Source organism: Secundilactobacillus similis DSM 23365 = JCM 2765 (genome assembly GCF_001311075.1).
Classification (GTDB): domain Bacteria; phylum Bacillota; class Bacilli; order Lactobacillales; family Lactobacillaceae; genus Secundilactobacillus; species Secundilactobacillus similis.
The window spans coordinates 1-12,633 of sequence record NZ_BBAD01000091.1; the positions used below are offsets into that span (position 1 = coordinate 1).

Below are 12,633 nucleotides of genomic sequence, written 5' to 3' on the forward strand. Positions count from 1 at the left end.
TACATTTCACAAACTCACATCAACGATGCTTACGCTGGACACAAGCGACAAAAAAGGCCGCGAGCTCTCACTCGTGGCCTTTCTCTATTACAGATTAAGCTTCATCATCTGGATGGTCGTTATCCGACTTATCCGTTGCTGATGAATCAGTGTTGTCAGGTGTTTCGGTTGTTGAAGTTGATTCTTCAGCCGGCGCATCTGATTCACTCTTTGATTGTTGACGTTCAGCTTCACGGCGTTCGAGTTCACGCTTAGATTCTTCAAACGTGGCGGCTTTTTCACTCGGGAATTCCGATGATTGACCGGCGTTTGGCATCTCACCCGTCTCGTACAGACTGATGATTTGCTTTTCATCCAAGGTTTCGTACTTCAGTAAGGCTTCAGCAATAATCTTGTGTTGTTCCCGGTGTTCGGAAATGATCTTGTGAGCCGTTTCGTGGGCTTCGTTGATCAAACGACGAACTTCTTCGTCAATCGTCGCAGCGGTCTCTTGCGAGTAGGCCGGGCCTTGACCGTAACCAGCACCAGCGAATGGCTGACTACCAGCACTTTCAAGTGCCACAGTACCGACCTTCTTGCTCATCCCGTATTGGGTAACCATTGAACGGGCAATTTGGGTTGCTTGTTCAAAGTCATTAGAAGCACCGGATGATTCGGAGTCGAAGATAATTTCTTCGGCGGTCCGACCACCCATCAAGCCGGCCATTTGTTCCATGGCGTCCTTCTTACTCATCAACATTTGATCTTCACGTGGCAACATGATGGCGTAACCGCCAGCACGGCCCCGTGGTACGATCGTTACTTTATGAACGACCCGGGCATCGTTAAGCACTAACCCAACGATTGTATGACCCGCTTCGTGGTAAGCAACGGTTTCGCGTTCCTTCTTACTGATAACGCGGTTACGTTTGGCTGGGCCGGCAATCACACGATCTTCAGCTTCATCAATATCAGAAGCATCGATTTGCGTCTTATTCCGCCGGGCAGCTAATAACGCCCCTTCGTTCAGCAGGTTCTCTAGGTCCGCCCCAACAAAACCTGGGGTTTGCTTAGCGATTTCCTTCAAATCAACGTCACCAGCAAGTGGCTTGTTACGAGCGTGAACCTTCAAGATAGCTTCACGACCGTTAACATCAGGCCGACCAACCAGAATCTTCCGGTCGAAACGACCTGGACGAAGCAACGCTGGATCCAAGACATCGGAACGGTTGGTAGCGGCCATGACGATGACCCCTTCGTTACCCGTAAACCCGTCCATTTCAACCAGTAATTGGTTCAAGGTTTGTTCACGTTCATCGTGACCACCGCCCATGCCGGCGCCACGTTGGCGACCAACGGCATCGATTTCATCAATGAAGATGATCGATGGGGCGTTTTTCTTGGCTTGGTCAAACAGATCACGGACCCGGCTAGCACCGACCCCAACGAACATTTCAACGAAGTCAGAACCAGAAATGGAGTAGAACGGTACGCCAGCTTCACCAGCAACGGCCTTGGCCAGCAACGTTTTACCAGTACCTGGAGGCCCCTCGAGCAGTACCCCGGATGGTATCCGGGCGCCCAAGGACACGAATTTACGCGGATCCTTCAAGAACTCAACAACTTCGACCAGTTCTTGTTTTTCTTCTTCTTCACCGGCAACGTCAGAGAAACGAATCTTGTTCTCTTTACTGTCAGTTGGTTTCGCTTTGGACTTACCAAAGTTCATCACCTTGCCATTGCCGCCACCTTGGCCGGCTTGGCCCATCATCATGTAGAAGAAGAAAATGAACGCGATCAGTGGGAGTACGTAAACCAACAGGTTGATCCAGAAACCACTGGATTCCTCAGGCTTCGTATTCATCTTCACGTTATGATCCCGTGCATAACGCGTAATTTCTTGAACTGACGAGTTGTTTTGCAACACGGCAGTTGTGAAACCAGTGACTTTAGAGCTGGTGTTACCACCAAGCGTAAAGCCAGATGACGTCTTCGTCTTTTGAGCATTCCGATACTCACCGGTAACTTTATAAACGCCACCGGAAGGTTGAACGGAGAACTTCTTGATCTTGTTCGACTTTAATTGTTGAACGAACTCACTGGATTGAATTTCTTGGGATTGTGAGTTTGAGTTGTTTCCTTGAAAGAAGTAAACAACACCCATGATCAACAAGAAGATCACAATGTAGAAAAGACTATTTCGAAAAAGTCCATTTCTTCGATTGTTCATTTAGTGCCTCCTTACCCACGGTTCCCATTAATATCAGGAACGAAACTGAGGACAATTCCTCGCTTAATAGAAATCATATTATCACATTTGACCTTATTTGACTAATTATTTATTCGCATAAACTTCGGGTTTTAAAACACCGACATATGGCAGGTTTCGGTAGTACTCGTTATAGTCGAGTCCGTAGCCAACCAAAAATTCATTTGGCACCTTGAAACCAACATAATCAACGTGGGCTGCCATCTGATGACCCTCAGGCTTATCCAACAACGTGACGATCTTCAGTGACTTAGGTTTGCGAGCTGATAATAATTCTTGCAGGTAAACTAACGTCCGGCCACTGTCCAAAATATCTTCTACCAAAAGGACATCTCGACCTTCAATATCAGTGCTCAAGTCTTGCACTAACGTCACTTCACCAGATGATTCAGTGCCACCATGGTAACTAGAAACGTCAATGAAATCCATGTCCGTCAAGAAATCCAGTTCCCGCATCAAATCCGTCATAAAAAACACAACGCCCTTTAACACGCCGATCACCAATGGCCGCTTGCCCGCATAATCCCGCGTAATCTCTGCGCCTAATCGCTCGCAAGCTGCCTTGATATCGTCTTGGCTGTATAAAACACGCTCGATGTCGTTGTTCATCAATATTCTCCTTTAGTCTCAACTATATCGTAGTTGGAGCTCATAGTTTCGCTCACCTAATGACGCTGGCCGGGCACTTCGTTGAATGCCGATCAACCAAAGCACTTCTCCACTTGCCGTCGTCACGACCCACTGATGTTGCCGTTCTTCAACGGTTAACTTGTGATCGATCAAAATTCGGCGAACCGTTTTATGACCGCCAGAAGCTAACCGAATCTGATCGTGCGACTGGGCCTGACGAACCGTTAAGGGAAAGTCATCTGGTTGAAGTGCCAACGCCATTTCAGTCGCTGATTGCTCAGATTCAAAACGACGATGACTAAGCTTTAAAGCCATTTGGGGAGTAAACTGAACCCACTGATTAAATATTAACACAATTCGCCTGTCAGATTGCGGATTTTCGGCAAGTTTTGTGGCTTCTAGCAGTGAAAATGTCTGGTAACGTTTGATCAGCTTGATACCACTAGGTAAATCAACTTCACCCTGTGGCTTAACTGAATTGGTTAGGAGTTGCTGGGCCATTTTCACGTAGGCGGTGGTGACTGCCACCCCCCGCTGTTTAAACCACGCAGTTAATAGTGCTGCCTGCTGAGCTCCGGTCAGGGTTAAAAATACCGAAAGCCGCCCCGTCGTTGCGTCAATCAACACTTGATTTAAAAGCTGACCCACACGCTCATGCCCAATGGTCAGTAACTGCTGCAATTGATCGGCATATGATTGCACGTGCGCGAGCAAGGCTGGATTTTCGCGTTGTAAGTCTGGTAAGACCTGATGGCGGATTCGATTACGTAGCACGTCATCCGCTTGATTGGTCGCATCCTCATACCAGTCAGGTGATTGGTTTGCGCGTAGGCCAATAGCGTTGCCTTATCAATTCGCAATAGCGGGCGTACTAACCGCCCCGACCCAAACGGCTGCTCAGTTCGAATCCCGACCAACTGGGTTAAATCACCGCCCCGAATCAGTTTCATGAGCACCGTTTCCGCCTGATCATTTGCGTGATGGGCCGTCACTAAGGTCGTTGCGTGGGTCTGCTTCATGACCCGTTCAAAAAACGCGTACCGAAATTCACGGGCAGCGGCTTCAATTCCCGTTGCCGGGTGCGCCGCTAACGGCCAAACTGCAACTTCGAGCGGTAACCTGTGTTGCTGGCAATACGTTGTGATAAACTGTCGCTCGACTTGACTTTGTTGACGCAATTGATGATCCACGTGCGCGACGATCAGTTTGGGGCGATGGGCAACGGGGAGTCGCTGCAACAGCGTTAATAAGACCATTGAGTCCACGCCCGTTGATACAGCAACCACAACGGTGTCTGAAGGTTCGAACCCGCCCAGTTGCCGGACAATTTGTTCAACCGTCTGTGAAAGCATCCTAAGTCCCCACTTTCTTTCAAAATTCACGTTACTCGTCAAAAAACTCCGGATGATCAGCAAGCCAATCACCCGGAGTTTTCATTCAATTGGGACACTGATATCCCATCGTTGTTTTATAACGTTTTTGCCATGTCGGCGTCAGACTAGCTCCGACGACCGCCACGACCGCCACGCTTACCTTCAGTATTCCGTTTAAGGGTAGCTAAGCGATCTTCGCTATCCTTTAAGAAACCGGACATTAAATCGTCAAAACTCTCCTTATGGTTTGCTGAAGCGTGGTTGTTATTCCGCGGACGACCACCACCGTTGTTATTGCTCCGATAATGAGTGTTACGACCACCACCATTGTTACCATGATGGTTATCGTTACCCCCTTCGTGGTGTTCCCGCGAGTGATGTGGGCGTTCCTGATGTTCAGCAGGATGATCCGATGCCTTGCGGATAGATAACGCGATCTTGCCATCGTCGCCAATCGACAACACCTTGACGGTCACCTGATCGCCGATACTTAATACGTCGTGAATATCCTTTACAAAACCATCTGAAACTTCACTGATGTGAACTAACCCAGTCTTATGTTCGCCTAAGTCGATGAACGCACCAAAATTTGTGATGCCTGATACTTTACCAGCAACTTTTGCTCCAACCTCGATTGCCATAAACAAGAATTTCCTCCTTAAAATATGTATTAATAGTATAGCACACTTCTCAAAAAAGCTAGTGGGCCAATCCCATGAAATTTTAATCAAACTATCATGACTACGAGATGACTAGCCAACGCGCAAGCACCATTTAACACCATGCAGAGAAGCGGAGAACCCCGTTGGTTTAACTTCAACCAGCCGAATTCTCCGCTCTTGAGTGAGCCTCTTGGTTGCATGCGATGACTGATTCGTCACCCATTCTAACTGTCACTCACCTGAATAACAAGTATTTTGATAACGCGCTTACTTCGCAGTCACGTCACTCGCTTTATCACTTGGCAGACTGTAAATCGTCTCACCCGATTTTGAGTAATAGTACTTAGAGCGAATCAGATTCTCTAGGTACGTTTTATTGTTAAGCAGTTTAACGTGCTCTTGCAATTTTTGATTAGTCGCCTTAGTCGTCTTCAGCTTTTGTTGACGACCGACAATTTCAGTCTGGGTCTGACCCAAGCTTAATTTTGCATGCACGATTTCAGTACTCAAAACTAAGCAAACCAAAAGAAAGGCCCCTATGATGATTGCAGCACGCTTTTTACGCTGTTTTGTCAAAATTGACTTGTTCTGATGTTGTTGGGCTTGGATCTGCTTCGTATAAGCATTCTCAAGCCGAGTGATCTTACTTCGCTGCGCCATCTTAACGGCCCCCCGAATTGTCTTTACCTTGAAGTATAGCAACTAGTTGAGCCCTTGTCTACGGGCTTTAAAACGGATTCAGGAAACGTTACAGAATTGTAATAGAGCGAGCGGCAAAACGGGTTGAGTGTGGTGCATAAGGGCGTCCCATCCTAAGGCCGTGGTCTATCGGCCTTAGGATGGGACGCCCTTATGCGTAACACTCAGTTTTGCCGCTCGCGTTTCGGCGTGGTAGCCAAAAAGAATCACCATAGACCAAATCTGAATTGGTCAGGAACCCAACAGTACATCATCCTCCTCAGAGCCGAAAACTTGTCGCCAAGTTGTACAAAAGTACGAGTTATCAGTCCTACAGCGTTAGTTCTTTTTATGCGTAACACTCAGTTTGGTTTCTCGCGTTTCGGCGCGGTAGCCAAAAAAAACCACCATCAACTAAACCTGAATTGCTCAGGACCCCAACCACGAATCATCCTCCTCAGAGCCGAAAACCAGTCGCCAAGTTGTACAAAATACGCGGCATCGGCCTTAGGATGGGACGCCCTTATGCGTAACACTCAGTTTTGCCGCTCGCGTTTCGGCGCGGTGGCCAAAAAGCGTCACCATAGACCAAATCTGAATTGGTCAGGAACCCAACAGTACATCATCCTCTTCAGAGCCGAAAATTGTCGCCAAATCACACAAAAAATACGACAACCACCCAAAAGGTAATCACCGCATTTTCATTATTTATAAACCGCTAAAACTCAGTTTCAAGAACATGAACGAGTTTTGTCGCACACACTTACAACTCTTCACGAAAATCCTTCGCATACTCCTCGCTCACGATCTTGTACATGTTTTCAGCATCCTGCTTCTTAGTGGTTTCCAACAGCTGTAAAACTTGAACTGTCAGCGTCTTGTTCCCAAACTTGATCACTAATTCATCATTTGGCATGACGTCAGTTGACGACTTGGCTGCCCGACCGTTAATGGTGATCCGGCCCTTATCGGCAATTTCCTTAGCGACCGTCCGCCGCTTGATGATTCGCGAAACCTTTAAAAATTTATCTAATCGCATGTTGTTTCCTCCAGTATGTTAATAACTTATGGTGCCTCACTTGACCCGTAACCAGCGAAGCCATCGACTTGCTAACGGTAACATTAACCACTCGCGAAGTGCAAGCAAGTGCGTTTTAAGTGCGAGCTTCAAAAAGAGCCAAACGCCCGCTGCGACACCGATGATTGTGAGAAGAAACGCTGAGCCACGAGGGGATAATCCTGCTTGTAACATCATGCCTTGCAAAATGTCCATGAGCAACCGTAGCCCAACGATCATCACGACGCAGACGCCCACCAGTTTTCGAAGCAAACCGTTCCGAAAGGCAGCAAAGTCAAATTCCTTTAGTTGCTGCATCAAAAAAATGGTCATGGCCGCTAACGCAATCACCGTGGTCCAACTCGCCCCAACAGCGCCCATCGAAACGACGCTACGTTGGTTGAAGATCACCTTCACTGCTAAGCCGATTCCCAGACCAACTAGGGTCGTGGTAAACCGGTTCAGGCTCTGTAGGATACTGTTATAAATCGTAATCAACGTGGCAAAGATGATACTTAATACGTAAATCGACAGCGTACCGGAACCAGTTGCATCACCGAACAGTAACCGGTTCACTTCTGGCATCAAAGCAATTAAACCGGCCGCAGCTGCACTAGCAATCACCAGGCTCATCCGGATCACGCTACCGGCCTGCCGCACGAACTGACGCCACTTACGTTGATTTAATGCTTCTGTCAACGAGGGTAACAGCGATGAGGCAAAGGCCGTCGCCACAACCAATCCCAATTGAACTAACGGTTGGCCACGGTCATAGATCCCCTTAACGGACTTAGCCGCTAAATCAGTGAGCCCATAGCCCACCAATCCCCGCTTCACGGTAAAGGAATCAATCAGTTGCAAAAGCACCATCATTGACGCGAAGAGGCTAATGGTTCCCCCTTCGATCAACAAGCGTTTCGCTAGGTCTGAATAACTGATTTTCGCCGGTTGTAACGCTGGTTGCCAGAAATTGACCTGAGCCTGTCGCACGTACCACACCATTACTGCGCTCGCAAAAACCGCAGCGATTGCAGCACTACTCATCGCCCAAGCGCCCATTCGGTACACGTCCCATTGATGACGCATTGCCCAGTAGGCCACGGTCAAAATCACCGTCACCCGAACAAGCTGTTCAACGAGCTGCGAGGTTGCCGAAGGTTGCATATCATATTCGCCTTGAAAATATCCCCGGCTGACCGCCAGAAACGGTGATAGTAAAAACATCCAACTCACCGAACGAATAATGATTGCCAACTTAGGATCGCCCATTGCCACCGCAATTTGAAGTGCAAAAAGCTGTAATCCTGCAAACAGGATCAGTGAAAAGCCCATCATCAAAACGAGTACCCGGGACAACAAGCTGAGTTTCTCCGCTTGCGTACCCGATTCCGCCACTAATTTTGAGATAAACATTGGCAGGCCACTTAACGCGAAGGTCATCCCAATGCCATAAATTGGGTAAATCTGCTGGTAAACGTAAAACCCAGTATTCCCAACCATATTTTGAAACGGCACGCGGTACACCGCACTCAAAATCTTAGCGATCAACGAGGCAACGGACAACAAAATTGCCCCCTGCATCATTGTCTTCATCGTTTTTCTTTTCATACTGTCACCTTAGCCCACTGGTTGTTGCCCAACGAGTTCACCTAACGCGACGACAAATTGGGACAGTTCAGCCAACCAAACCGGTTGCGTCATCTTCGGTTGAATGACGAGTTTCACGACCATCCGTTCGCCGGACATGCCGACAGTTGCCCGGAGCTTGGTCTTAGATAACGCCTTAAAGACGTCCTCACCGCTGAACTGTGCCGTTCCTTGATCAGATAACGTCACAACGATTTGATCCTTATTGCGATGTAACTTTTCAATTAAGGCCGCATCCGCTTGAATCTTAACCTGACTAACCGCCAGTAAATTCGTGACTTCTGCTGGATATTCGCCGAACCGGTCAATCAAATCATTTTGAATCTCGGTGACGTCTTCCGGCCCTTCAATCTGTCGAATTCGCTTATACATTTCAATCTTTTGCTGTTGATCATCAATATAGGTTGCTGGTAAGTAAGCTTCCATACCAAGTTCGACAGTAGCATCCGTCTTCGGTGTGGTCTGTTTACCCTGCTTCTTAGCCACAGAGTCTGCCAACATCTGGGAGTATAAATCATACCCCACGGAATCAATAAACCCGTGTTGCTGCTTACCTAACAGGTTCCCAGCACCCCGAATCGATAAGTCACGCATCGCAATCTTAAAGCCAGATCCCAACTCTGTGAAATCTTTGATGCTTCAAGCCGTTTTTCGCTGACTTCCGTTAACACCTTGTTTGGCTGATACATAAAGTAGGCATAGGCAACCCGGTTACTCCGACCGATTCGGCCCCGGAGTTGATACAGTTGCGATAAGCCATGTGATCGGCATTTTCCACAAACAGTGTGTTGACGTTTGGAATATCGATCCCGGTTTCAATGATCGTGGTCGTCACTAACACGTCATAGTCGCCCCGAATAAAATCGTAGAGGATCCCTTCAAGTTGATTTTCGGTCATCTGCCCGTGAATGTAGCCAACTTCTGCATCTGGCACCAACGCCTTGATCTGGCTCACCGTTTCTTCAATGTCGTCCACCCGGTTATGCAGGAAGAAGACTTGGCCACCACGCTGCATTTCTCGGCGAATACCGTCCTGAATCGCGCCGGCGTTTTGTTCCATCACGTATGTTTGGATGGGGAACCGGTTAGCTGGTGGCGTTTCGATAACGGAAAGGTCCCGAACCCCTAACATTGACATGTGCAGGGTCCGTGGAATTGGTGTTGCCGTCAACGTCAGCACGTCAACTTGCGACTTCAATTGCTTGAGCCGTTCCTTATGCTTCACCCCAAACCGTTGTTCCTCATCGACGAGTAACAGGCCAAGGTCCTTGAATTTAATATCCTTTGACAGCAACCGGTGCGTCCCAACAACTACGTCAACGCTACCATCTGCGAGCCCGGCGATAATTTCATTCACCTGCTTGGTGGTCTGGAACCGTGACAGGATCGCCACTTTAACTGGATAGCCTTCAAACCGGTTAGTCATGGTATCAAAGTGTTGTTGCGCAAGAATCGTCGTTGGCACCAAAAAGGCCACCTGTTTGCCCGCTTCAATTGCCTTAAAGGCTGCTCGAAGTGCCACTTCGGTCTTTCCGTAACCCACGTCACCAACTAACAGGCGATCCATCGGCTTTTCCTTTTGCATATCGTGCTTAATTTCATCGATACTCCGCAACTGATCTGGCGTTTCGGAGTACGGAAAATCATTATCAAACTGTTGCTGGTAAGCATCATCTGGCGGGAAGGCGTATCCCCGTTCAGAATCGCGCTTTGCATAGAGTTCAATCAACTCATCCGCAATATCTTCAATCTTAGCGGCAACCTTTTTCTTGGTTTTGGCCCAATCGGAGCCACCAAGTTTATTGATTTTTGGCCGCTTATCCTCTGAAGAAACGTATTTTTGAATCAGGTTTAACTGACTAACGGGAATGAATAGCTTCGCATCGCTCTGGTAGGCAATGGACATGTAGTCTTGATGGACCCCATCCACTTCCAGCGTCTGCATGCCTTCAAACCGCCCGATTCCGTGATTAACGTGGACAACGTAATCACCGGGTTTCAAATCAGTGTAACTCTTCAAGCGTTCCGCATTGGCTAATGTCTGCCGACGACGGTGGTGCTTGGTAACCTGTTTAAACATTTCAGCTTCAGTGATGACGACTAACTTCGCATCTGGTAATTCAAACCCAGTCTGACTACGACCAGGTACGATCTGAACAACGCCAGGCTGAATATCCGAGGCCTTCGTCATCACGGCACTGATGTCAAAATCCATCAGGTCGATGATACTTTGTTCAAACGTTCCTCATCCGCAATCATCATCACGACGGTTTGCTGAGTCGTTTGCCAACGATTAATTTCTTGCTTAAGTAACGGCATTTGCCCAAAGAACTGCTGCATACTTCGCGTTGGGATATCAAGGAGTTGATCAAAGCGCATGTTACCCATGCCTTTTTGGAAGAGTGCAAAGTAAATCGAAGCGTGCTTATCGCGTTTGAGCACATCTTGGAAGTGTAAGCCGAATTTTTGCTGGCTGAAAATCTGACGGGTTGCCAATTTATCAACTGCCCAGTTCGCCTCATCAAGTTCAAGCTGCTTACCAGTATCACGCAAACGTGGGTAATCATCCAGCATCACTAGACCGTTGGGTGCTAAGTAGTCTAACAATTGGGTCTTACCAAAGAAGTCGTTCGCAAATAACCGCAGTTCCGCCGAAACGTCCCCTTTTTGGAGGGCTTCGATCAGTGGCGTGATAAAGTTACCGAGTTGTTCAGCCGCTTCATCACCTAATTGTCGTTGTTCCTTGCGTAGCACCTTTTGTAACTCAGTAGCTGCTTGCTCACGGTGCTCCGGTGTCATCAGCATATCCGTCACTGGTAAAATCGTGACGGATTCGATGTTTTCAACGCTCCGTTGGTTGCTAGCATCAAAGTAGCGTAACGAATCGATCTCTGTATCAAACAGGTCGACCCGAACCGGATAGTCCGTATCCAACGGATAAATATCAATAATGGACCCCCGAATCGCGAAGTCCCCTGGTGCATCAACTAATTTTTGACGATGATAGCCCATCCGCTGCAAGCGTGCAGCCATCTTTTCTAGGTCAACTTCGCCACCGGGGGTTAACGTAAACCGTGCATTATCGAACGTTTCTGGATCTGGTAATTGCCGCCGCAACACGGAAACCGATGTGACGATGACAGCTGGTTGCTGGCGCCGCAAGGCATTTAACGCCTGTAAGCGTTGGGCCATAAACTCTGGCGAACTGGTTGCTAACTCGGCCGCCAATAGCTCTTCGACTGGAAATTCAAATAGTTGTTGCTCATCCAACACACTACTCAACTCATCCGTCAATTGGTCCGCATGATAAATCGTATCGGTCACAAAAACGATTGGTCGTTGTTCCCGCTTTAACAGCGTTTCAATCAACATCGTTCGCGCTGACCCAGCGATCCCCGTCACAAGTTGACGGCCCTGCTGGTCAAAATCAGCTACTAATTGGGTATACTGTGGCATCTGTGCTAAAAACGTTGTTAATTCCAAGTGATCCCCCTCCTCTCCAACTTAACTTGTCTAATTGTACCGGTTCATTAACTCCGGCATTGCAACGCCGTCGAGCCAATCGTTTAAGGCTGCGACAGCGTGGTCAGCTGCCTGATTGAAATCTGCGCGCTGATCAGCTGTGAATTTGCCAAGCACGTAGTTCACGACTTTACTCTTATCAGGGTGCGCAATGCCCACCTTTATCCGGTCAAACTCGCTGGTGCCAAGGGCTGAAATGATACTCTTGATGCCGTTATGGCCACCAGCTGAGCCTTTCGCACGTAACCGAATGCGACCAATCGTCATGTCCATATCATCTTGAATGACGATCAGGTCCTTGACGTCTAGTTTATAAAAATGCATCAAAGCGCCAACCGCCCGTCCAGACTCATTCATAAACGTCGTGGGTTCAACCAACAGTACCTTCTCGCCATTGATCATGCCGCTCGCTAATTTCGCTTCCATTTTTCGGGTAGTAAAGGCCAGTCCCGCCTGTTCAGCGAACTGTTCAAGCACCATAAACCCGGTATTGTGTCTCGTCTCGTGGTATTGGGGACCAATATTGCCAAGTCCAACAATCATCTTCATCGGAATTAAATTCTCCTTATCGCGTTCTTCAATTATCTTTATTTAACCATGCAAAATAGCTGAACGATAGGCCATATCGTTCAGCGTTACAAATTCTTACGAACTCATTTTAACCCAGAAATTATAGCATATGCCCAGAATAACGGCAAGTTAGCGTACTTGTTGCTTCGGTTAACCCAGTGTTTTTAAAAATGCTGACGTTTGTGTCCGGCGTAAGTGTGTTTAGTTTGTGAAATTTAGTGATTCTGGTTTCGTATAGTGGAAGGA

9 protein-coding genes and 1 pseudogene are annotated in these 12,633 nt (G+C 47.8%); all 10 read right to left on the reverse strand.

Translation table 11 applies throughout. The features are described from left to right. Positions 1-94: 94 nt before the first annotated feature. Entirely contained in the window at positions 95-2,209 is a 2,115-nt protein-coding gene (gene ftsH / locus JCM2765_RS14275; protein WP_054737309.1) for an ATP-dependent zinc metalloprotease FtsH, read from the reverse strand. 105 nt (positions 2,210-2,314) lie between these two features. Next, entirely contained in the window at positions 2,315-2,857 is a 543-nt protein-coding gene (gene hpt, locus JCM2765_RS14280) for a hypoxanthine phosphoribosyltransferase (RefSeq protein WP_054737310.1), read from the reverse strand. A gap of 18 nt (positions 2,858-2,875) precedes the next feature. Continuing rightward, positions 2,876-3,652 (reverse strand): tRNA lysidine(34) synthetase TilS, encoded by a 777-nt coding sequence (gene tilS, locus JCM2765_RS14285; RefSeq protein WP_082405158.1) that lies wholly within the window; start codon positions 3,650-3,652, stop codon positions 2,876-2,878. Continuing rightward, positions 3,544-4,230 (reverse strand): tRNA lysidine(34) synthetase TilS, encoded by a 687-nt coding sequence (gene tilS / locus JCM2765_RS14290; protein ID WP_054737312.1) that lies wholly within the window; start codon positions 4,228-4,230, stop codon positions 3,544-3,546. The genes tilS (JCM2765_RS14285) and tilS (JCM2765_RS14290) overlap by 109 nt, the downstream gene beginning before the upstream one ends. A 146-nt stretch (positions 4,231-4,376) precedes the next feature. Continuing rightward, positions 4,377-4,892 carry a S1 domain-containing RNA-binding protein gene (locus tag JCM2765_RS14295; RefSeq protein ID WP_054737313.1) on the reverse strand — a complete coding sequence of 172 codons (516 nt, stop codon included), beginning with the start codon at positions 4,890-4,892 and terminating at the stop codon, positions 4,377-4,379. A 288-nt stretch (positions 4,893-5,180) separates the two neighbouring features. Then, the gene (locus JCM2765_RS14300) at positions 5,181-5,573 is read right to left on the reverse strand and encodes an FtsB family cell division protein (protein ID WP_054737314.1); all 393 of its coding nucleotides are present in this window, start codon (positions 5,571-5,573) and stop codon (positions 5,181-5,183) included. Positions 5,574-6,354: 781 nt separating this feature from the next. Continuing rightward, entirely contained in the window at positions 6,355-6,630 is a 276-nt protein-coding gene (locus JCM2765_RS14305; protein ID WP_054737315.1) for an RNA-binding S4 domain-containing protein, read from the reverse strand. A gap of 36 nt (positions 6,631-6,666) precedes the next feature. After that, positions 6,667-8,256 (reverse strand): putative polysaccharide biosynthesis protein, encoded by a 1,590-nt coding sequence (locus JCM2765_RS14310; RefSeq protein WP_054737316.1) that lies wholly within the window; start codon positions 8,254-8,256, stop codon positions 6,667-6,669. Positions 8,257-8,265: 9 nt separating this feature from the next. Further along, positions 8,266-11,778: pseudogene (mfd, locus tag JCM2765_RS14315) on the reverse strand (transcription-repair coupling factor). A 30-nt stretch (positions 11,779-11,808) separates the two neighbouring features. After that, the gene (gene pth / locus JCM2765_RS14320; protein WP_054737317.1) at positions 11,809-12,366 is read right to left on the reverse strand and encodes an aminoacyl-tRNA hydrolase; all 558 of its coding nucleotides are present in this window, start codon (positions 12,364-12,366) and stop codon (positions 11,809-11,811) included. Between the last annotated feature and the right edge of the window lie 267 nt (positions 12,367-12,633).

Bases quoted from the DNA above. Each gene is read 5' to 3' on its own strand.
- ftsH (WP_054737309.1), bottom strand. From the start codon at position 2,209: ATGAACAATCGAAGAAATGGACTTTTTCGAAATAGTCTTTTCTACATT.
- hpt (WP_054737310.1), bottom strand. From the start codon at position 2,857: ATGAACAACGACATCGAGCGTGTTTTATACAGCCAAGACGATATCAAG.
- tilS (WP_054737312.1), bottom strand. From the start codon at position 4,230: ATGCTTTCACAGACGGTTGAACAAATTGTCCGGCAACTGGGCGGGTTC.
- JCM2765_RS14295 (WP_054737313.1), bottom strand. From the start codon at position 4,892: ATGGCAATCGAGGTTGGAGCAAAAGTTGCTGGTAAAGTATCAGGCATC.
- JCM2765_RS14300 (WP_054737314.1), bottom strand. From the start codon at position 5,573: ATGGCGCAGCGAAGTAAGATCACTCGGCTTGAGAATGCTTATACGAAG.
- JCM2765_RS14305 (WP_054737315.1), bottom strand. From the start codon at position 6,630: ATGCGATTAGATAAATTTTTAAAGGTTTCGCGAATCATCAAGCGGCGG.
- JCM2765_RS14310 (WP_054737316.1), bottom strand. From the start codon at position 8,256: ATGAAAAGAAAAACGATGAAGACAATGATGCAGGGGGCAATTTTGTTG.
- pth (WP_054737317.1), bottom strand. From the start codon at position 12,366: ATGAAGATGATTGTTGGACTTGGCAATATTGGTCCCCAATACCACGAG.